General features: G+C 72.4%; 18 protein-coding genes. 7 read left to right on the top strand and 11 right to left on the bottom strand.

Annotated features, from left to right (window positions below; all coding sequences use genetic code 11):
- Positions 1 to 5: 5 nt before the first annotated feature.
- Both ABIA38_RS43775 and ABIA38_RS43770 read right to left on the bottom strand, forming a co-directional pair.
- Complete coding sequence (locus ABIA38_RS43775) at positions 6 to 824, bottom strand: ABC transporter ATP-binding protein (protein WP_424644630.1); 819 nt, start codon at positions 822 to 824, stop codon at positions 6 to 8.
- Positions 821 to 1,507 carry a DUF2269 family protein gene (locus ABIA38_RS43770; RefSeq protein WP_424644629.1) on the bottom strand — a complete coding sequence of 229 codons (687 nt, stop codon included), beginning with the start codon at positions 1,505 to 1,507 and terminating at the stop codon, positions 821 to 823. Before ABIA38_RS43770 ends, ABIA38_RS43775 begins: the two co-directional genes overlap by 4 nt.
- 314 nt (positions 1,508 to 1,821) lie before the next feature.
- Here ABIA38_RS43770 and ABIA38_RS43765 point away from each other — a divergent pair, with 314 nt between their 5' ends.
- Positions 1,822 to 3,210, top strand: coding sequence for a sensor histidine kinase (locus ABIA38_RS43765; protein ID WP_424644628.1), 1,389 nt, complete (start codon positions 1,822 to 1,824; stop codon positions 3,208 to 3,210).
- Complete coding sequence (locus ABIA38_RS43760; RefSeq protein WP_424644627.1) at positions 3,207 to 3,881, top strand: response regulator; 675 nt, start codon at positions 3,207 to 3,209, stop codon at positions 3,879 to 3,881. The genes ABIA38_RS43765 and ABIA38_RS43760 overlap by 4 nt, the downstream gene beginning before the upstream one ends.
- Before the next feature lie 94 nt (positions 3,882 to 3,975).
- Here the strand turns inward: ABIA38_RS43760 and ABIA38_RS43755 are convergent, their stop codons facing one another.
- From ABIA38_RS43755 to ABIA38_RS43745, 3 genes are all read right to left on the bottom strand, one after another.
- On the bottom strand, positions 3,976 to 6,546 hold the full coding sequence (locus ABIA38_RS43755; RefSeq protein WP_424644626.1) for an FtsX-like permease family protein: 2,571 nt from the start codon (positions 6,544 to 6,546) through the stop codon (positions 3,976 to 3,978).
- 2 nt (positions 6,547 to 6,548) lie between these two features.
- Positions 6,549 to 7,382 carry an ABC transporter ATP-binding protein gene (locus tag ABIA38_RS43750; RefSeq protein WP_424644625.1) on the bottom strand — a complete coding sequence of 278 codons (834 nt, stop codon included), beginning with the start codon at positions 7,380 to 7,382 and terminating at the stop codon, positions 6,549 to 6,551.
- A 123-nt stretch (positions 7,383 to 7,505) separates the two neighbouring features.
- Entirely contained in the window at positions 7,506 to 8,984 is a 1,479-nt protein-coding gene (locus ABIA38_RS43745) for an MFS transporter (protein ID WP_424644624.1), read from the bottom strand.
- Positions 8,985 to 9,239: 255 nt separating this feature from the next.
- Between ABIA38_RS43745 and ABIA38_RS43740 the strand changes: the two genes are divergently transcribed.
- The 3 genes from ABIA38_RS43740 (at position 9,240) to ABIA38_RS43730 (ending at position 12,021) form a co-directional block, all read left to right on the top strand.
- On the top strand, positions 9,240 to 9,728 hold the full coding sequence (locus ABIA38_RS43740) for a hypothetical protein (protein ID WP_424644623.1): 489 nt from the start codon (positions 9,240 to 9,242) through the stop codon (positions 9,726 to 9,728).
- Between the two features lie 98 nt (positions 9,729 to 9,826).
- Positions 9,827 to 10,936: an aminotransferase class V-fold PLP-dependent enzyme gene (locus ABIA38_RS43735; protein ID WP_424644622.1), complete on the top strand. Its 1,110-nt coding sequence runs from the start codon at positions 9,827 to 9,829 to the stop codon at positions 10,934 to 10,936.
- Positions 10,937 to 11,160: 224 nt separating this feature from the next.
- The gene (locus ABIA38_RS43730; protein WP_424644621.1) at positions 11,161 to 12,021 is read left to right on the top strand and encodes an AIM24 family protein; all 861 of its coding nucleotides are present in this window, start codon (positions 11,161 to 11,163) and stop codon (positions 12,019 to 12,021) included.
- Between the two features lie 6 nt (positions 12,022 to 12,027).
- Here ABIA38_RS43730 and ABIA38_RS43725 read toward each other — a convergent pair whose 3' ends face one another.
- Genes ABIA38_RS43725 through ABIA38_RS43715 form a run of 3 tightly spaced genes read right to left on the bottom strand, consistent with a single transcriptional unit; the run spans position 12,028 to position 13,710 of the window.
- On the bottom strand, positions 12,028 to 12,870 hold the full coding sequence (locus ABIA38_RS43725) for a thioesterase family protein (protein ID WP_424644620.1): 843 nt from the start codon (positions 12,868 to 12,870) through the stop codon (positions 12,028 to 12,030).
- Positions 12,871 to 12,919: 49 nt separating this feature from the next.
- Complete coding sequence (locus tag ABIA38_RS43720) at positions 12,920 to 13,354, bottom strand: proteasome activator (RefSeq protein ID WP_424644619.1); 435 nt, start codon at positions 13,352 to 13,354, stop codon at positions 12,920 to 12,922.
- Positions 13,355 to 13,398: 44 nt separating this feature from the next.
- A complete protein-coding gene (locus ABIA38_RS43715) occupies positions 13,399 to 13,710 on the bottom strand; it encodes a hypothetical protein (RefSeq protein WP_424644618.1) in 312 nt (103 codons plus the stop codon).
- Positions 13,711 to 14,192: 482 nt separating this feature from the next.
- On the opposite strand from ABIA38_RS43715, the gene ABIA38_RS43710 reads away from it, so the two are divergent.
- Complete coding sequence (locus tag ABIA38_RS43710; protein WP_424644617.1) at positions 14,193 to 14,798, top strand: PadR family transcriptional regulator; 606 nt, start codon at positions 14,193 to 14,195, stop codon at positions 14,796 to 14,798.
- A 132-nt stretch (positions 14,799 to 14,930) separates the two neighbouring features.
- Here ABIA38_RS43710 and ABIA38_RS43705 read toward each other — a convergent pair whose 3' ends face one another.
- The 3 genes from ABIA38_RS43705 to ABIA38_RS43695 form a co-directional block, all read right to left on the bottom strand.
- Entirely contained in the window at positions 14,931 to 16,343 is a 1,413-nt protein-coding gene (locus ABIA38_RS43705) for an SDR family NAD(P)-dependent oxidoreductase (protein WP_424644616.1), read from the bottom strand.
- 407 nt (positions 16,344 to 16,750) lie between these two features.
- A complete protein-coding gene (locus ABIA38_RS43700) occupies positions 16,751 to 17,722 on the bottom strand; it encodes a ketopantoate reductase family protein (protein WP_424644615.1) in 972 nt (323 codons plus the stop codon).
- Between the two features lie 149 nt (positions 17,723 to 17,871).
- Positions 17,872 to 18,396, bottom strand: coding sequence for a GNAT family N-acetyltransferase (locus ABIA38_RS43695; RefSeq protein WP_424644614.1), 525 nt, complete (start codon positions 18,394 to 18,396; stop codon positions 17,872 to 17,874).
- A gap of 295 nt (positions 18,397 to 18,691) precedes the next feature.
- Between ABIA38_RS43695 and ABIA38_RS43690 the strand changes: the two genes are divergently transcribed.
- Positions 18,692 to 19,906 carry a pyridoxal phosphate-dependent aminotransferase gene (locus tag ABIA38_RS43690; RefSeq protein WP_424644642.1) on the top strand — a complete coding sequence of 405 codons (1,215 nt, stop codon included), beginning with the start codon at positions 18,692 to 18,694 and terminating at the stop codon, positions 19,904 to 19,906.
- Positions 19,907 to 20,057 lie beyond the last annotated feature (151 nt).

Genomic DNA, 20,057 nt, shown 5'->3' with positions numbered 1-20,057 from the left:
CGCGGTCACTCCCCTCGGGCGCCGGCACCGGCACCCGCGCCGGCGGCGACTCGATCGAAGGCCTTCATCCGGTCCAGCACACGGTCCGGGGTCGGTGCCTCCATGTGGTCCGCGATCCGCCCGTCGGCGAGGAAGACCACGCCGTCCGCGTAGCCCGCCGCGACCGGGTCGTGGGTGACCATCAGGACGGTCTGGCCGAGTTCGTCCACGGCGTCGCGCAGCAGCGCCAGCACCTCGGCGCCGGAACGCGAGTCGAGGTTGCCGGTCGGCTCGTCCGCCATCACGATCTCCGGCCGCCCGACCAGTGCCCGGGCCACCGCGACCCGCTGTTGCTGACCGCCGGAGAGCTCGCCCGGTCGGTGCCCCAGCCGTTGGCCCAGGTCGACCGCGGTGACCACCTTGTCCAGCCAGTCGAGGTCGGGCTTGCGGCCGGCCAGTGACGCGGGCAGCACGATGTTGTCCAGTGCGGTCATCGTGGGCAGCAGGTTGAACGCCTGGAAGACGAACCCGATCCGGTCCCGGCGCAGCCGGGTGAGCTGCCGGTCGGTCAGCGAGCCGAGTTCGGTCCCACCCAGGTGGACCGCGCCCTCGGTGATGTCGTCGAGCCCGGCCAGGCAGTGCAGCAGCGTGGATTTGCCGGACCCGGAGGGGCCCATCACGGCGGTGAACCTGCCGCGCGGGAAGCCGATCGTGACGTCGTCCAGGGCGCGCACGGTGGTGTCCCCGGCGCCGTGGACGCGGGAGAGGTGCACGGCGCGGGCCGCGTACCGCACGGCGGGATCGGTGCGATCGGTGGGGTCGGTGGAGTCGGTGCTCGTGGTCATGACGATCCTCGTGAGGAGAGCGAGCTTGCGGAAGGAGACGGTTCGGGCTCGGCGGCACGACGGCCGGCGCCGGCGCGCCCACGTGCGGCGGTGGTCGCCGGTTCGGGCCCGCCCGGCGTGGCGGCCGGGTCGCCGACGGCGCCGACGGCGGTGCGGCGCAGCCGGGTTCGGCTCCGGGTGCGGTCACCCGAGGGCTTGAACACGGACAGCGCGGTCGCGGCGATCAGCGCGAGCAGTTGGCAGATCACCACGACCAGGTGCCAGGTCTGCACCGGCGGCAGCGCGTCCGCTTTTCCCCCGGGGGCCGAGTCGGCGATCAGTCGCTCGGCGAACTGGCCGACCACCCCGGCGCCGGCCGCGATCACCGCGAGCAGCAGCACGATCTTGACCTTGATCCACAGGTGCTGCCACAGCCCCCAGGGCGTGAACAGACACAGCAGCACGCCGGTGATCAGGGAGAGCAGCGCGAACGGAACGCCGCCGGCGAAGACGAAGACGCGCATCAGCCGATAGGCGCTGTGCCGCAGCGTGTCGTCGTTGGTCATCCGGGCCAGCACGGCGATCAGCAGCATGACCCATTCGACGCCCAGGAGACCGACGGCGAACACGACGTGTGCGGAGTTGACCGCTCTGCGCACGCGCCTCGAGAAGCGCCGGTTGCCGGTCGTCGGCGACGCGTTCACGGTGTCCTCCTGGGGTGGTTGCGGATCGGACGCGGCATCGGGCGAGGGGCCCGGGCCCGGCCGGCGAGGGGTGGGATCCGGTCGGTTCCGACGCCTCGTCGACGGGTTCAACTCTTCCGATTCGCGGCCCGGCCGGCGTCCGGCCCGGGGATGCACTCCACCTGCTGCCGTGGCAGGTCGGCAGGCCCGCTGACCGGCGCTTTCCTGCTCCCTGGGAAGCAGTCCCCAGGGGGTGATCTGCTCCCCCGGGAGCATCCGACAAGCCCTCGGCCGGCCGACGCGCGAGGCCCTCGACTCCCCCTACCGTTGATCGCATGAAGTGCCCCTCGAATCCGTCGACCCGGCACCCGGGCGCGTGGCCGGGACCGCCGTGGTTGCGGACGTCCCGCCCCGGCGCAAACTGGCTCGCGCACACGCTCGACCCGGTTCCGCGCGTCGTGCGCGACGTCGCGCTCGCGCTGCTGGTGTGCGCGGTGCAACTGGGCGGGATGGTGTTCGCGGCCCGTCATCAGGCGGCCACACCTCGGGGGCTGGACGCGTGGGGCGTCGTGCTGATCGTGCTCGGCCCGCTGGCCCTGATCGTGCGCCGCCGCTACCGCGTCGGGGTGCTGTTGGTCGCGGTCGGCTCGGCGCTGCTCTACGCGATGCTCGACTATCCGCGCGGGCCGATCTTCCTCGCGATGATCATCGCGCTGTGGGGCGCCTTCGCCGCCGGCCTACGCCTCCTGGCGTATGTGGTGCTCGCCGTGGGCTACGCGGGCTTCGTGTGGATCACACCGCTGGTGACCTCCGAGCCCGGCCCCACGCTCGGTCTGGCGTTCGGCATCGCCGCGTGGATGCTGGTGCTCGCGGGGATCGGCGAGCTGGTCCGGTTGCGCCGCGCGTTCAACGCGGCCGAGGCGCAGCGGGCCCGGGTGCAATCGCTCGGCCTCGCCGAGGCCGAGCGGCGCCGGGCGGGGGACGAACGGCTGCGGATCGCCCGCGAGTTGCACGACGTGCTGGCCCACCACATCTCGCTGATGAACGTGCAGGCGTCGGTGGGCCTGGAGTTGATGGACTCCTCGCCGGAGCAGGCCCGCGAGGCGTTGACCGCGGTCAAGTATGCGAGCCGCGAGGCGCTGGGCGAGCTGCGCTCGGTGCTGGACATCCTCAGAGGCGATTCGGTGGACCGCTCGGGTCCGGACGGCGCCCCGCGCGCGCCGACCGCGGGCCTGGATCTGCTCGACGACCTGGTCGCCCGCACCTCGGCGGGCGGGCTGACGGTGCGGGTCGAGCGCTCGGGCAGCACACGACCGCTGACCGCGGCGGTGGATCTGGCGGCCTACCGCATCGTGCAGGAGGCGCTGACGAACACCCTGCGCCACGCCGGGGCGAGCGAGGCGGTGGTCGGCGTGACCTACGGGGCGACCGGTCTGGATCTGGCGATCCGGGACAACGGCCGGGGCGCCGAGACGAAGCCGCCACCGGCCGTGCCGGCGGACGCGTTGACGTCCGGCGGCAACGGACTGCACGGGATGCGCCAGCGGGCCGCCGCGCTCGGGGGGCGGTGCGTCGCGGGGCCGGTGCCCGGGCGCGGTTTCCACGTACAGGCGCATCTGCCCTACGGTGGGCGCGCCGAGGGGCCCGACCACGCGGCGGATCCGCCGGCCGAACCGGCGGCGACCACCGGCCGACCGGCGCGGTCCACCGAGGGGGACGCATGATCAGCTTGGTACTGGCCGACGATCAGGCCCTGGTGCGCGCGGGCTTTCGGGCGCTGCTCACCGCGCAGCCGGACATGGAGGTGGTCGGCGAGGCGGGCGAGGGCGGCGAGGCGGTCCGGCTCACCCGCGAACTGCGCCCCGACGTGGTGCTGATGGACATTCGGATGCCGGGCATGGACGGCCTGGAGGCCGCGCGGGTGATCGCGGCGGATCCGGCCCTGACCGAGGTTCGGGTGGTCATCCTGACCACGTTCGACCTGGACGAATACGTCTTCGAGGCGCTGCGCAACGGCGCGAGCGGCTTCCTGGTCAAGGACACCGAACCGGCCGAACTCCTGCGCGGGGTGCGGGTGGTCGCGGCGGGCGACGCGTTGTTGTCGCCGAACGTGACCCGCCGGCTGATCGAGGAGTACGCGGCGACCGCACTCCGCCCCACCGCCGCGCCGGCCGCCGAACTGGCGCTGCTCACCGAGCGCGAGCGCGAGATCGTGGGCCTGGTCGGGCGCGGTCTGTCCAACGACGAGATCGCCGAGCACCTGGTGCTCAGCCCGCTTACCGCGAAGACGCACGTAAGCCGGGCGATGACCAAGCTCTCCGTCCGCGACCGAGCCCAACTCGTCGTCTTCGCCTACGAAACGGGCCTGGTCACCCCGGGCCGCACCACCCTCTGACAAACCGACCACACGCTCCTTCGAACCCACGCGGCACGCCGGATGGACCGTCTCGGCCCATCCGGCGTGTGCGAATCGAACTTCCGCTACTCCCCTACTCCTTCGCGCCCACCGCGTCGATCGGGGACAGGCGCAGCAGCCGGCGGGTCACCGGAGCGACCGTCAGGGGGGCCAGGAGCAGGGCCGCGACGCTGATCGCCAAGCACAGGGGCAGCGGGATATACGGGGTGCTGTTGTCGTACGCGCCCTTGTTGACCGGTATCAGGGTGGCCACCGTCACCGAGAGGCCCAGGCCCAGGCCGATCACGCCGACCATGACCGCCTCGCGGCGGATCACCGCGCGCACCTGCCCGGAAGTGCTGCCGATCATCCGCATCAGGCCCAGCTCACGGGTCCGGGCCGCCGTGGTGACCGCCATCGTGTTGATCGCGGCGATCGTCGCGAAGCCCGCCAGGATCACCATCATCACGTAGTTCAGCCACTTGTTGGTCTCGCGGTCCTTGTCCACCTGCGTGGCATACCCCGCGCGGTCGGCGACGGAGGCGCCCGGGTGCCGCCCGGTCAGCTCGGTCAGCGCCGCCTCGGTGGCCCGCGAGTCCGCACCGGCGGCGAACTTCACCAACAGCCGCCCGTCCAGCGCCGTCTCCACGTGGTGCTCGACCGCCGCCCGCGGCAGCGTCACCGTGGCGGTGCCGAGCCCACGCTCGTAGATCGCCACCACGACCGGCTTGATCTCGGTCCCGTCGCCGAGCCACATCGACGCCGGACTGCCGACCTTCGCATCCAGCGCCGACGCGGTGGCCCGGTCCAATGCGACCGCGCCGCCCGCCGGTTGCGGCGCGCCGGCCCGCAGCGCGGTGGTGTCGCCCTCGAGCACGTCCAGGTCGAGCGTGCTCGCCAGGTCCCGCGTGGTGCCGCCGATCCCCTGCGCGCTCTGCTTGTTCAGGCTGCCGTCGCGCGCGACCACGACCGAGGTGTTCAGCACCGAGGTCACCGACGCGACGCCGGGCGTGGCGGCCACCTCGGCGGTGGCCTGCGGCGTGAACCCGGGCCCGGTCAGCACCCGGTCCGCGGTCACCGCGTCCCGGGACTGCATCCCGGCGTAGTGGTCCTCGGCGGCGAACATGAAGCTCAGCGTCGCCGCGAAGGCGACCGCGAGCGCAATCGGGGTGATCGCCGACGCCAGCCGCCGGGAGTTGGCCCGCGCGTTGTCGAAGGCGAGCTGCCCGGTGGTGCCGAACAGGCTCCCCACCCAACCGAGTACCGACACCAGCAGGTGCGCCAACATCGGCCCGAGCAGCCCGATCGCGAGCATGAACAGCATGATCACGCCGCCGGCCGCGCTCACCGCCTTGTCTCCGGACGCGTTCAGCGCGACCCGGGTCACCGCGATCCCGCCGCCCAACGCGCCCAGGCCGAGCAGCAGCCGGATCCAGCCGACGAAGGCCTTCTCGGTCGCAGCGTCGCCCAACGCCTCGGTGGGCCGGATCTTGGCACTGCGCCGCGCCGCGAGCAGCCCCGCGCCCAGCGCCGTCAACGTACCCGCGCCGACCGCGACGACCATCGGTATCCAACCCACGGACAGGGTGACCCCGTGCGCGATCAGGTCGCGGTTCTCCATCGCGCCGAACCACCAGCGAGCCAGCAAAACGCCGGGCAGCAACCCCACCACGCCCGCGACCAGCGACACCAGACCGGTCTCGGTCGCGATCATCCGCCGGATCTGCCACGGCGTGGCGCCCACCGCGCGCAACAGCGCGATGTCTCGGCGGCGCTGTCCCACGGACAGCGCGGTCGCACCGGCCACCACGAAGATCGCCACCGTGAGCACGATGCCGCCCAGGCTGCCGCCGATCGCGGTGAGCAGTTCCCGGGTGTCGGCGAGGTCGGTGAACTCGGCCGCCCCGCGCGCGTCTCCCGTGAACACCTTGGCGCCGGTGCCCGCCAGCGCCGCCCGTACGTCCCGGGCCACCTTCGCGGTCTCCGCGCCCGCCGCAGGCAGCACGCCGATCGCGGTGACCGTGCCGGGATGCCCGGCCAGCCGCTGCGCCTCGGCGTCGGCCACGTACAGATGCGCGCCCTTCCCGGGCACCACGCCACTCACCCGCAGCGCGACCTCACCGCCGGGCGTGGCCACCCGCAGTGTGTCGCCGACCTTGACCGAACCGGCCGCAGCCGAACCCGCCGAGCCCGAGCCCGCCGCAGCAGCCGCCGTGGTCATCACGACCTGCCCGGCCCCGGGCGCACTGCCCGAACGGGTGCCCGCCAGCGGCGCCGACGACCATCCGTGCCCGTCCACCACCCCATGCGGCGTCTGCGCCGGGAAGGTCACATCGGGGATGACGCCGGCCACCCCGGGCACCGCCGCGATCCGGCCCGCGAGTCCCGCGTCGACCCGGGGCCGCTCGGGCGTCAGGGTCGACTCGGTGTACTTGCCGTCGCCGTGCCCCATCACCTTGCTGATCTTGCTCGCGCCGCCGACCAGCACGGGAGTGTCGGCGTAGCGCTCGGGTGTGGAGTGCGCACGGATCCCGCTCTCCAGGAACACGCCGCACATCGTGACCAGCATCGAGGCGAGCAGCAGCGCCGCGAACGAGCCGGCGAAGGACGCGGGTCGAAAGCGCACCGAGGTGCGCGCGAGACCGTTGGGTCGGAACAGGGACATGATCAGGCCGCCTGTCCCTGTCGCGCGCCGACCTGGGAGAGGTCGACCATCCGGGCCGCGACCGCCTCCGGCGTCGGCCGGTACAGCTCACCCGCCAGGTTGCCCGCGGCCAGGAAGACGACGCGGTCCGCGTACGACGCGGCGACCGGGTCGTGGGTGACCATCACGATCGTGGCGCCGCTGTCGTCCACGGCCCGGCGCAACAGCGTGAGCACCTCGGCGGCGGTGGTGGTGTCCAGCGCGCCGGTGGGCTCGTCCGCGAACAGCACGTCCGGCCGGGTGACCAGCGCGCGGGCGATCGCGACGCGCTGCTGCTGGCCGCCGGACAACTGCGCGGGTCGGCGACCGGCGTGGTTGTCGAGGCCGACCATGGTCAGCACCTCGGCGGCCCGGCGCCGGTCGGCCCGCTCGCCGGCCAGGCGCAGCGGCAGCAGTACGTTCTTCTCCACGGTCAGTGAAGGCAGCAGGTTGAACGCCTGGAAGACGAAGCCGAGTCGGGTCCGGCGCAGCCGGGTGAGGTCGTTCTCCTTCATCCTGGTCAGGTCGTCGGTGCCGAGCAGCACCCGACCGGCGTCCGGCCGGTCCAGGCCGGCGGCGCAGTGCAGGAAGGTGCTCTTCCCGGAGCCGGACGGGCCCATCACCGCGGTGAACGTACTCCGGGGGATGCTCAGGTCGATGCCGCGCAGCGCGTGCACCGCCGAGTTCCCCCGGCCGTACGTCTTGGTCACCGCGTCCAGCCGTACCGCGCTGTCCACCGCGACGGGCGCCCCGAGGTGCGCGGTGTACCCGGCCTCCTGCTCGGCCTGTCGGCTACCGCGACTGCCTCGCCCGAACATGCTGCCTCCCGTGTCCTGTACCGCCCGTCGAAACCAACAGGTTCGAAGCTACGGATCGGCGGGGGTCCGGCACGATGGGGCGACCATGCGGATCGGGGGTGGGGGTGGCACCACCCCCGTCGTTCAGGCGACCGGGCGGGCGGCGGGCTTGGTTCGGCTGGGGACCACGAAGGTGACGCCGAGCGCGGCGACCGCGGCCACGGCGGCGCAGACGAAGGTCAGCACGAAGCCGCGTTCGGCGGGCAGCCCGCCGGGGCCGGGGTTGGCGGTGAGCAGCGTGGTGGAGATCGCGCTCGCGCAGGACATCCCGACGGTGCGGGCGATCGTGTTGATCCCGGTGGCGATGCCGGTCTGTTCGACCGGGACCGCGCCGACGATCAGGTTGGCCATCGCGGACATCGCCAGGCCGATGCCGATGCCGAAGACGAACATCGCAACCAGGATGTGCCAACCGCTGGTGTGCAGGGTGGCCAGGGACGTGAAGCCCACGGCCATCAGCACGCAGCCCGCGACCATCGCCGCCTTGGAGCCGAAGCGCTTGTCGATCACTCCCGCCATCGGGCCGATCAGCAACATCGCGAAGGCCTGCGGCAGTACGTACAGACCGGACACCGTCACGGTGGTGCCGAAGCCGTAGCCGGTGCTCTCCGGCATCTGCAGGAAGCGCGGTACGAGCAGCATGCCCGCCATCATCGAGAAGCCGACGAGCAGGCCGCCGAGGTTGGTCGCCCACACCCCGCGCAGCCGCATCACCCGCATGTCCACGAGCGGTTCCGCGGCGCGCGACTCGGCCCGCACCCACAGGCCGAGGAAGACGAAGCCGGCCACGAACAGGCCGATCGTGTTCACCGAACCCCAGCCCCAGGACTCGCCCTTGCTCAGCGCGAGCATCACGCCGACCAGGCCGAGCGACATCAGCGCGCCGCCGAGCCAGTGGATCCGGCCCTTGACCCGCACCGGCGAGTCGGGGATCAGGAACCACGACGCGACCGCGGTGACCAGGCACGTCACCATCGGTATCCAGAACAGCCAGTGGTAGGACAGGTGGTCCATGATCGGTCCGGTGACCACGATGCCGATGCCGCCGCCGATGCCCATGATCGCGGACATCAGGCCGATCGCCCCGGCCCGGCGCTCCGGCGGGAACTCGTCGCGGACGATGCCGAAGGACAGCGGGAAGACCGCGCCGCCGAAGCCCTGGATCACCCGGCCGATGATCATCAGGCCGACCGAGTCGGCCAGCGCGCATACCAGCGAGCCGACCGCGAGCATCCCGATGGTGAACACGAACAGGCGCTTCTTGCCGTACATGTCGCCGAGCCGCCCGAGGATGGGCGTGGTCACCGAGGCGCACAGCAGGTAGCCGGTCATCAGCCAAGAGGTCGCGTCGGCGGTCGCGCCGATCTCGGTCTGGATCTGTGGGAGGGCCGGCGCCAGCATCGACTGGAGCAGCGAGTAGGTCAGCGCACCCATGATCAGCACGAGCAGCACGAACCCCGTCCGGCTCACGCCCGCGGGCGCGGTCGCGGTGGGGGTCGTGACGGGGGTTTCGGGTGCGGCGGGCGGGACAGTGGCGGACGGCGCCTGCTGCGCGCTCTTCAAGACGGGTTCCTTACATGTACGGGGCACCGAATGAGACGTTCGGCTCCCCGCGACGGGGTTCATGGTTGGGTGTATCAACCGACTTTATGCGGAGCCCGGAAGACGTGATCACCGACCGAAGGGGCGCGGGGGTAAATTCCCCGTAAGGATTCGGTGCTCAAGGCTCCGTTATCGGCCAAATATCGGGCAAATCCCAAGCGTTGTGATATGTCAAGATCGATCTGACGCATCGTCACTTCCTGGGAGGGCAACCCCGTGGCGGATCGAGAGCCGGAACTGCGCATCACCCACATCTGCGAAACCCCCTGGCATGAGGTCAAGGCCCAGTCGCACGGCGGGCGGCGCGCCTCGGTCTGGGAGAAGTTCCTGGAGTGGTCCCCCGAGCGGTTGGTCATCTACGCCCGCTACGACGCGGGCGTCGTGGTCGAGCGACACGGCCACATGTCCGAGCACTACGTCTTCGTGGTCGCCGGCGAGGTGCTGATCGGCGACCGCCCGTGCCCCGTCGGCACGCACATCACCCTGGAGCGGGGCGCCGCGTTCGGGCCGCTGATCGCCGGTCCCGAGGGCGCGACCCTGTACGAGATCATGTGCGGCGATCCGAGGGCGGTGCCCGCCGACCGGGCCGGCTTCGAACGCCTGTGTGCCGAGCGGGACATCACCCCGCTCCCCAATCCCCCGGTCCCGTGGCCCGCGTGGCTGGCCGACCGCACCGACGGCGACCCGGGCGCCGCCGCGAACTGACCGGGCCGGGACGCGGCGGCTCGCGGTCGGGCAAAATCAGGCCACCTTCGGCGAAGTGGCTCTGTGCCGGCGATCCGCGGGCTGCCTAGTCTCGACACATGGACTCGAAACCGGACCCCAATCCGGCCCCGAAGCCGGACTCGAAGCCGGACCCGAACAGCGGCCCCACCCCGGACCCCGACGCCGGCCTCGCGCACTGGAAGGCGGATCCCGGCTGGCTGAACACCGCGAGCCACGGCCTGCCACCGGACGCCTCGTGGGCGGCGATCGCCCGGGCCCAGGAGTCGTGGCGGCTCGGCCGTACCGACATGGAGGAGTTCCACGCGGCCGGCGAACGGGCGCGGGCGACGTTCGGCCGGCTGGTGCACGCGCCGACCGAGACGATCATGGCCGGCCAGACCACCTCCGGCCTGCTCGCGCCGTTCGCCGCCGGGCTGCCGGAAGGCGGGCGACTGGTGGTGCCCGAGGTCGAGTTCACCTCCAACCTGTTCCCCTGGCTGGTCCAGCGGGCCCGCGGCGTCGAGGTGGTCACCGTGCCGGCGGCCAAGCTGGTGGACACGATCGACGAGCGCACCACGGCGGTCGCGTACAGCCTGGTCCAGTCCGCCGACGGGTCCATCGCCGCCGACGCGGAGCTGGTCGCGGCGGCCCGCGCGTACGGCGCCGACGTCTACGTGGACGGTACGCAGGCGTGCGGGTGGCTGCCGGTGGACGTGACCCGCTACGACCTGTTCGTGGTCAGCGCGTACAAGTGGCTGATGACCCCGCGCGGCGCGGCGTACGGCTACGTGGCGCCGGAGCTGGCCGCCCGCACCCTCCCGCACGCCGCCAACTGGTACGCGGGCGCGCCCGATGTCGACCCCTACTACGGCCCGCCACTGCGGCTGACCGACGCCGCGCGGCGCTTCGACACGTCGCCGGCGTGGTTCTGCCAGGTGGGCGCGGCGCCCTCGCTCGAACTGGTCGAGCGGATCGGCGTCGAGCGGATCCGCACCCACGACGTCGGCCTGGCCAACCGCTTCCTGCGCGGGCTGGGCCTGCCCGAAGGGGACAGTGCGATCGTCGCGGTCGACCAACCCGACGCCGAGGCCCGCCTGGCAGCCGCCGACATCCGCGTCTCGGCCCGGGCCGGCCGTACCCGACTGGCCTTCCACATCCACAACACCGAGGCGGAGGTGGACGCCGCGGTGGCCGCGCTCACCTCCTGACGCACCGTCGGGACCCGGCTCCGCCCCGGCGCCGGGTCCGGTGACGTGGTAGCGGACCCGATTCCGCGCACCCCTACCGACGAGATGGGACGCCCTTGGTTTCCGCCGGAACCATCCGCGCGGAATCATGGTCCGAACAGTGGCCGGTGCCGCAACCCGAGCACCGGCCCATCGAACCAGCCACCAACCGCGCCCACGCCGTTGCCGGATCCGTCGGAGACCTCGTGCAGAGTCCGCTGTTCAACCACTCGGTGAGCCAGTCCGCAGCGCGTTACAGCCTGCAAAGCGCGCACATGCTCCGGGTGTTGCTGGCCCCGGAGGTGGGCACCGAGGTACTGGCCCGCAAGGGCGCGATGGTGGCCTACCAGGGCAACGTGCAGTTCGAGGGCGCCTACCAGACCGCCGCCGAGCTGCGTACCGGCGCGCTCACCGGCGACATGCTGGACCTGATGCGCTGCCACGGCCACGGCACCGTCTACTTCGCCAACCAGGCGCAGAGCATCCACATCCTGAACCTGAACAACGAGGCGCTGATCATCGAGGACGAGAACGTCCTGGCCCTGGACGGCACGCTCAACTGGAGCGTCGTCCAGATCGACGCGAGCTACAACGTGGGCGGGATGGGCGCCTATTCGATGCAGATCGGCGGCACCGGGAAGATCGTGATCACCACGTCCGGCCACCCGCTGGTGCTGCGCGCGTCGCACGACCACGAGGTGTTCGCGGACGCCGACGCGGTGATCGCCTGGACCGCCGGGCTACAGACCAGCCTCCAGGCGCAGACCACGTCCGAGCGGATCTGGCGGCGGCGTCGGCAGACCGGCGAGGGCTGGACGATGGCCTTCCTCGGCGAGGGCTACGTGGTGGTCCAGCCCAGCGAGATCCTGCCCGCGAACCTGACCGCGATGGATGGCAACCGCTGGTTCGGCATGGGCGCCGACGGCTTCCAGAACAACACCTGGGCCGCCCCCGGCGGCCCGCACGGCGCCCCGCCGCCGCACCCGCAGCAGGGCCGGTACGGTCCGCCCGGCCCCTATGGCCCGGGCCCCTACGGTCCCCCCGGACCGTACGGGCCACCGCGCTGACCCCGGCTATCCCGCACGCCGCCGCGGCGCGCGGGCCAACTGCCTGGACTGGGCGACCAGTCGACCCGCCGAATCCCACACCTCGCCGTCCTCCTCCAGGAAACCGCCGGCCAGATTGCGGGTGCTCAGCGCGACCCGCAACCAGCCCGGCGCCGGCCTGGCCCGCACATGCACGGTCAACTCCACCGTCGGCACCCAGCCGCGCAGCCCCAGGTCGAACCCGGTCGGCGGCAGTGCGTCGACCGCAAGCAGCAGGGCCAGCGGATCGGGGGCGCGCCCGTCCGCGAGCCGCCACCACGCGCGGATCTCGCCGCGCCCGGACGGCCGCCCGGTCAACCAGCCGGCGGTCGCCGGGTCGAGCAACTGCTCGCTGCGATCCATGAACGCGGCCCCGCGAAACGACGCCGGGAACGCCGATCGTGCCGCGCACTCCTCCACCGAGGGCAACTCCGGTGGCCGGGCGCTCGTACGTACCTCCGGGTCGAGCGCGGCCAGGTCGCCGTAGGACCCGGTCACGTGTACCCGCGGCACGCCGTCCTGGAGGATGCGCGCGATGCCGCTGCTCAGCGTGCGGCCGGTGCGCAACACTTCGGTACGCACCTCGGCCGGGCCCGGCTGCGACGCGCTCAGGTAGTGCGCGGTGATCGTGAACGGGTCCGGTTGCGTCAGGCTCGCGCCGAGCGCGCGGGCGGCGAGGGCGAGCAGATACCCGCCGTTGAGGCCCATGCCGAACGCCCAGTCCGGCGAGAGGGTGGTGGCGAAGACGCCCGGCTCGTCCGGGCGGGGGACGCACGTGGTGTCCCGATCGAGTTCGTAGCGCGGTTCGGCGGCGGATACCTGTTCGGTCACGGCGAAGACTCCACGGGTGCTCGGCTGACCGGCGATCAGCTCGACACGGTCACAGATACGAGCCGCCGTCCGGCCCATCCGCGTCCGAGAACGGCGACACCGGGGCGATCTCGATGTCGTGACGCAACATCAGGGTCAGCCGGATGCCCGCCCACAACCCTTCCAGCCAGCCGATCAACTGGGCCTGCACGATCCGCAGTTCGGCCGCACTCGGCGCCCCGGGGCCGGCGAACGGGCGGGTCAGGCGCGCCAGTTCGGCGTAGAGGTCGGGGGCGAGCGAACGCCGCAGTTCGGGCAACGAGCGTTCGTAGATCGCCCGGACCCGGGCCCGCCCCGGCTCGTCGGCCGGCGCCGCGCGCAGTTCCGCCAACAACCGGCGGATCATCTCGGCGATCCGCATCACCCGGTCGGGCGCGGGGACCAGTTCGTCCAGTGCGCGCCGATCGTCGCCTTCGGCTGCGCTGTCGATCCGCGGATCCACCATGCGCCGCGCCTACCCCGCGTCGGGGCCGGAAAACGCCATCGTGGTCAGCCTCTTGCCCGCGAGGTGGGCGAACTCGGCGGCAGCGACGGCCCGGAGCCGGTCGACCGCGCCGGCCCGGCGCTCTCGTCGGACACCGGGTGTCCCCGCATCGCGTCGGCATGTGCTTCCGCCGACGGCGCCGCGCGCTCGGGCGCGGGGGCCGGCGCCGGCTCGTCCGCCGCCGACCGCACCCCCAACTCCCCTGCGTCGGCGGCCCGTTCCGCCCGCGAACGAGCCCTGGCCGCGCGCAACAGCACGATCACGCCCGCGAGGAACGCCAGGTATGCGACCACCCCCACCGCCAACCAGGTCCACACAGCCCTCTCCCCACGTCAGCCGATCACCAAGAGCTATCAACCGAAATCTACCCGTAAGCACGACTCGCCCAACACGTCTCGTGCGTCCGCCTCGTGCGGGTTCCGTGGAGAACCTGCGCAGGTCTGCCGCCGGTATCGGCCGGGCATCGAACCCCGCGCCCCGAAGGACGCACGGCGGCCGGCCGGAGTTCCCCGGGGCGACTGCGACCCCTCGCCCGGAGGCGGCTCCGAACCCATGCGTCCCACCCTCGCAGCCGGCCGACCCGCCGAGGCCGATCCACACGACACCCTCACCACGCCCTCACCACCCACACGCCACGTCCACATCGCAGCCACACCGCCACTACATCGAGTGCTTGCGAAAGAAGCACTCCCGATATATCGTTGAGCCATCGCGAACGGTCGCGATAGATGCAAAGAATTGATCCGAAGAGCAGCGGGCCGCCGACGGCCGCCCGCACCACAATCCAGGGAGAAACCCCATGTACCGCAGTAAAGGACGCCCCCAGTGGGGCGAAGCAGAAGGACAGAACCGCCCGGCCTTCGGCCCGTGGGGCCCGCCCGGCCCCGGCCCGTGGGGACGCGGGCACGGCCACGGGCGTGGCGGACCGGACGGGCGCGGCCGGGGCCGAGGGCGCGGAAGGGCCCGACGCGGTGACGTCCGCGCCTCGATCCTGGCCCTGCTCACCGAACGGCCGATGCACGGCTACGAAATGATCCAGGAGATCGGCGAGCGCACCGGCGGCGTGTGGAAGCCCAGCCCCGGCTCGGTCTACCCGACCCTCCAACTCCTGGAGGACGAGGGCGTGATCGAGGGTGTCGAGGGCAGCGGTCGCAAGCTGTTCACCCTCACCGAAGCGGGCCGCACCGAGGCCGCCGCCCAGCCCGAGGGCAGCAACCCGTGGGACGAGGCCAGCCGCGGCGTCGACTTCGAGGCCGTGCACGACCTGCGCTCGGCGATGCACGGCATCGGCGACGCGCTGCGCCAGCTGATGACCAACGGCACCGAGGCGCAACGGGCCAAGGCCCTCGAGGTGGTCAACGACACCCGCAAGCGGCTCTACCTGATCCTGGCCGACGCCGACTGATGTGGGTCGCCCGGATCACCGACCCCCGGCTCCGGTACGGGATCCCTTTCCCGCACTGGAACCGGGTGCTCGCACGGCGGCCCGGCAGTCCCTCGCGACTGCCGGGCCGTCCCGCGCCCGATCACCGGCCCGTCACCAGGGCGCGACCCGATAGTCCTTGAGGAAGCAGCCGTACGGCGGCTCGCCCAGTTCCCCGCGCACGATCGGGTCATAGACCCGAGCCGCGCCGTCGACGACGTCCAACGGCGTCCGAAATCCGCTCCCGGCGACCCGCCGCTTGTCCGGATACGGCTTCTCGTCGGTGATCCAGCCCGTGTCGACGCTGCTCATGTACACCCCCTGGGCGGCCAGGTCCTCGGCGCTGGTGCGGGTGAGCATGTTCAGCGCGGCCTTGGCCATGTTGGTGTGCGGATGCCCGGGCGCCTTGTACGCGCGTCCGAACTGCCCCTCCACGGCCGACACATTGACGATGTAGCGCCGCTCGTGCGCGGCCTCGCGCAGCAGCGGCAGCAGCCGGCTCACCAGCACGAACGGCGCGGTCACATTGACGAGTTGCACCTCCAGGAGCTCCACCGGGTCCACCTCGTCCACCCGCCGGGACCAGGAGTTGACCGACGCCCGGTCCGGGAGCAGCCCCGCCGGATCCGGCACGAGCGCACCGGCGGCCGGGTGCGACGCGGGGAGCCCGAGGGACGCGAAGGATCCGACCGACCCCGCCGACCCGAGGGCCGGCGCCGACCCGGCCCCGGACCGGTCGTCCGCGAACGCCTCGCCGAGCGCGAATTCGACGGCGCCGGCGCCGAGCGCGGCCCGCTCGGCGGCGAGCAGCGGCCCGTACGCCGAGGCGGGTCGGCGGATGGTCTGTGCCGCGTTGTTGACCAGGATGTCCAGCGGTCGTCCCTCGGCCACCAGCCGATCGCACCAGGCCACCAGCCCGCCCAGGTCACGCAGGTCGATCGTGTGCACCCGCAGTCGGTGTGCCCACTCGGCGTGGTCGGGCGCGGCGGCGAACCGCTGCCGCGTGTCGTGTGGGAAGCGCGAGGTGACCAGCACCTCGGCGCCGTCGCGCAGCAGCTTGAGGACGAGTTCGTGGCCGATCTTCACCCGCCCGCCGGTGACCAACGCGCGGCGCCCGGCCAGATCGGTGCGCGCGTGTCGGCGCCGCCGGTTCTCCGCCGCGCACGACGGGCACAGCCGGTGGTAGAAGCCGTCCACGTGTTGGTAGGGCTGCTTGCAGACGTAGCAGCGCAGGCCCATCTCCACCACGCCGACACAGGACGGCAGCCCGGTGTCGTCCAGGGGCAGGTCCTCGACCCGGTCGGCGGCGCCGAGCGCGGTCCGCTCGGTCACCCCGGTCCGCTCCCGGACCCGCAGTTCGCGCTCCTCGGCCCGGCGGCGCCGGCGTCCCGAGCGGCTGAAGGACGCGAGCGCCTGCTCGATCCGGCGCCGCTCGGGCGCGTCGTGGGCGAGGTCGGACAGCGCGCCGAGCACGGCGAGGCAGTCGTCGAGGGACGGGACGGCAGAGCGGGTGTCCGAGTCGTTCATCGTGTGGTCCCCCGGGGACGGCTGTGCCGGCAGCGGCGACCGGCCCTATGGCTCCGCGGCAGCCGCGTGGCGGGCACGCACGGGGGGGCGTCGACGGCTCTCCCATGGGCTGGGGCGTGTCTTCAAGCCCCCGTCGGGCTCCGCGGCGTCCGGTGCCGTGCATCGGCGTGCCGCCGAAGCGCCCGCATAGTGGTTCTATTCGGGCGTTTCGGCGGGGCGGCGAGGTGCGGTGCCGGGCGTCGTGGTGCTCGGCGGGGGCTTGAAGACACGCCCCGGCTCCCCTCGCGGGCGGATCGTGGGCACGGCGCCGAGCGACGTGGGATCGGCGCGTCGGCGCGGCGCCGACGAATGGTCAGATTAGCGAGCGCGCGGGCCCCCGGCCATCGGCTTTCCCCCGGCGCAGCCGGTCAGCGGGCGGCGCCGCGCCCGTCCACCACCGCGCGCAGCAGGTCGAGTTCGGATACCGAGCCGGGCTCGCCGCCGCTCGCCACGAGCCGGTTCGCCGCGTACTGCAGCGCGGCGTTGACCGGGGTCGGCACCCCGTGCAGCCGGCCGAGGCGGACGATCTCGCCGTTGAGGTAGTCGGTCTCGATGCCGCCGGTGCGCCGGTACAGGCTCTGCCAGGACGAGCCGCCGGGCCGCCGCTCGCCGAACACCGGGCGGACCTGGACGAGGGCGCTGACCGGTGCGAACTCGGCGTGGATCCCGGCCGAGAAGAGCACCGTGCGGGCCTCGTCCATGGCCAGCCGGTCCAGGTTCCCGCCGCGCGCGCTCGGGCCGCACAGCGCCTCGACCGCGTTGCCGAGGTTGGTGACGAGCTTGCCGTACTTGTAGGCGGTGATGTCCGCGCGCGCCTCGGAGGCGTAGCCGGCTCCGGACAGGACACGTGACACCTGGACCGCGAACGTGTCCCGACCGTGCGGATATCGGCCGACGTCCAGGACTCCGGTCACCGGCGACGAGTAGGCCCGCACCAGGCCCGGTTCGAGGTAGGCGCTCGGGCAGGCGACGAGCACGCCGTAGACGTTGGCGAACAGGCGCAGCGCGGCGTCCTCGTTGGCCACGCCGTTCTGCGCGCACAGGATCGGCGTCTGGGGGTCGGCGTGCCGGGCCAGTTCGGCCAGCGCGGCGGCGGTGTCCTGCGACTTCACGCACAGCACGACGGCGTCCACCCCGGCCCAGTCCGGTTCGGCGAAGTCGGTGGTCGCGGCGAGCCGCACCACATCCTCACCGTCGGGACTTCGGACACGCAGTCCGTGCGCGCGAATCGCGTCCACGTGCGCCCGCCGATCGACCACGTGCACGTCGTGCCCGGCCTGCGCGAGGCGAGCGCCGAGGACGCCACCGATCGCCCCGGCACCCAGAACCACACATCGCATGGCCGATCCCTCCCCGACGCGAGGCCCCATCCAAACACGTCCCGAGGCCCCCGTGGGGCACCCGAACGCACCGGATTCCCAGCGCCGAACCGGGCCCACCCACCCGACCGTCGGCGCCCTGCGGGCCCGAGCGAGGACGCGGCACTACCTCACGTCGACGCCCAGGCCGGCACGTACCCGCCACCGCGTCGGCCCGAGTCGCCCGCGCCGGACGGCGTCGGGGCCGCTCGGCGCGCCGCCGGGACGTGCTGGATCGAGGTGTGCGCCTCGCCGTCCACCACCGTGCGCCCGCCGCGCTGCTCGAAGCCGCGTCGGGTGAACCAGTCGGCGCTGCGCGCGTACACGTCGGAGATCACCGGCCGCGGGCCGGCCAGGACCAGGGCGTGCCGCACCAGCACGGTGGCGTGCCCCTGGCGTCGATGGGACAACAGCGTGCATACCCGGCCCATCCGCAGCAGGCCGTCTCCCTCCTCGGTCAGCCGCAGGGTGGACACCGCCACGCCGTCCTGTTCCGCCCACAGGTGCGCGGTGCCGGGCTCGATGTCGCGGCCGTCGGGATCGAGCCAGGGCTGCCGGCGTGCGACCACGAATACCCGACTGCGCAGCGACAACAGTCGGTACAGACTCGCGGCGTCGATTTCGCCCGCTGTTCCGTAGAAGTACGACACGTCCATATGCGGCAGGGTGGCACCGCGAGAGCGCCGTCGGGCGACCCCGCTCTGCCTCGCGGGCAACATGCACATGAACTCTTGTGGTCCAACCGGCACGTTACCGGCGGGTGCCGGCGGGATCCCGAGCAGGTGCCCGGTCGTCCGTATGTCGGATATCCCACTGCGAGTCGGCCCCCCGGCGTGGAAGACTCGCCACGTCGCCCGCCCCGGGGTGCCGAGGACCGCGCGGGCGATCGCCCGGCGAGGAGGAGATATCCAGGTGAGCGTCGAAGAGTTGTCGCAGCCACACCATCGTCCGCTGCCCGAACTGCGCCAGTCGGGCAAGCTCGCCGACGTGTGTTACGACATCCGGGGTCCGGTTCTCGACGAGGCCAAACGCCTGGAGGACGAGGGACACCGGATCCTGAAGCTGAACATCGGCAACCCCGCGCCGTTCGGCTTCGAGGCACCCGACGAGATCCTGCACGACATGATCCGCAACCTGCCGGCCGCGCAGGGCTACTCGGACTCCAAGGGTGTGTTGTCCGCACGCCGGGCGGTGGTCCAGCACTACCAGACGCGCGGCATCGAGGGGGTGGACGTCGACGACGTCTACCTGGGCAACGGCGTCTCCGAGCTGATCGTGATGGCCCTGCAGGCGCTGTTGAACAACGGCGACGAGGTGCTCGTGCCGATGCCGGACTACCCGCTGTGGACCGCCGCGGTGAGCCTGTCCGGCGGCACCCCGGTGCACTACCTGTGCGACGAGAGCGCGGACTGGTATCCCGACCTGGACGACATCGCGGCCAGGATCACCGACCGCACCCGGGCGATCGTGGTGATCAATCCGAACAACCCGACCGGCTCGGTCTATCCGCAACCGGTCCTGGAAGGCATCGTCGAGCTCGCCCGGCGGCACGGACTCCTCCTCCTCGCCGACGAGATCTACGACAAGATCCTCTACGACGACGCCGTACACGTACCGCTCGCCTCGCTCGCGCCCGACCTGCTGTGCCTGACCTTCAACGGCCTGTCCAAGGCGTATCGGGTGGCCGGCTTCCGCTCCGGCTGGCTGTTGTTGTCCGGCCCCAAGCGGCACGCGGCCAGCTACATCGAGGGTCTGAACATCCTGGCCAACATGCGACTGTGCGCGAACGTGCCCTCGCAGCACGCGATCGCCACCGCGCTCGGCGGCTACCAGAGCATCAACGACCTGATCCTGCCCGGCGGTCGGCTGCACGCGCAGCGCGACGCCGCGTACGAGGCGCTGACCGCGATCCCCGGGGTGACCTGTGTCAAGCCCAAGGGTGCGCTCTACGCGTTCCCCCGGATCGACCCCGAGGTGTGCAAGATCGTCGACGACGAGAAGTTCGTCCTCGACCTGTTGCAGAGCCAGCGCATCCTGGTCGTCCAGGGCACCGGGTTCAACTGGCACCAGCCGGACCACTTCCGCGTGGTGACCCTGCCCCAGGTCGACGACCTGACCGACGCGATCACCCGGATCGGCGAGTTCATCGGCTCCTACCGCCAGTGACGGCACACCGGCGGTGACGGCACACCGGCCGGGGGCGGGCCCCGCCCCGGGGGGGCCCGCCCGGGGGTGAGGCCGGGAGCCGCCCGAACCCCACCCCCCTGGGCCCCGGCCACCCCCCGAAGGCGAAAAACGCCCCCAGGTAGATGTACAG

The sequence above is a fragment of the Embleya sp. AB8 genome, assembly GCF_049739465.1.
GTDB lineage: Bacteria > Actinomycetota > Actinomycetes > Streptomycetales > Streptomycetaceae > Embleya.
The sequence above is the reverse complement of the archived record's forward strand: the minus strand, read 5'-3'. Positions and strand labels throughout refer to the sequence as shown.

Coding starts and splice junctions, on each gene's coding strand:
- ABIA38_RS43735 (WP_424644622.1), top strand. CDS start 9,827: ATGGACTCGAAACCGGACCCCAATCCGGCCCCGAAGCCGGACTCGAAG.
- ABIA38_RS43765 (WP_424644628.1), top strand. CDS start 1,822: ATGAAGTGCCCCTCGAATCCGTCGACCCGGCACCCGGGCGCGTGGCCG.
- ABIA38_RS43720 (WP_424644619.1), bottom strand. CDS start 13,354: ATGGTGGATCCGCGGATCGACAGCGCAGCCGAAGGCGACGATCGGCGC.
- ABIA38_RS43760 (WP_424644627.1), top strand. CDS start 3,207: ATGATCAGCTTGGTACTGGCCGACGATCAGGCCCTGGTGCGCGCGGGC.
- ABIA38_RS43695 (WP_424644614.1), bottom strand. CDS start 18,396: ATGGACGTGTCGTACTTCTACGGAACAGCGGGCGAAATCGACGCCGCG.
- ABIA38_RS43775 (WP_424644630.1), bottom strand. CDS start 824: ATGACCACGAGCACCGACTCCACCGACCCCACCGATCGCACCGATCCC.
- ABIA38_RS43755 (WP_424644626.1), bottom strand. CDS start 6,546: ATGTCCCTGTTCCGACCCAACGGTCTCGCGCGCACCTCGGTGCGCTTT.
- ABIA38_RS43710 (WP_424644617.1), top strand. CDS start 14,193: ATGTACCGCAGTAAAGGACGCCCCCAGTGGGGCGAAGCAGAAGGACAG.
- ABIA38_RS43705 (WP_424644616.1), bottom strand. CDS start 16,343: ATGAACGACTCGGACACCCGCTCTGCCGTCCCGTCCCTCGACGACTGC.
- ABIA38_RS43750 (WP_424644625.1), bottom strand. CDS start 7,382: ATGTTCGGGCGAGGCAGTCGCGGTAGCCGACAGGCCGAGCAGGAGGCC.
- ABIA38_RS43700 (WP_424644615.1), bottom strand. CDS start 17,722: ATGCGATGTGTGGTTCTGGGTGCCGGGGCGATCGGTGGCGTCCTCGGC.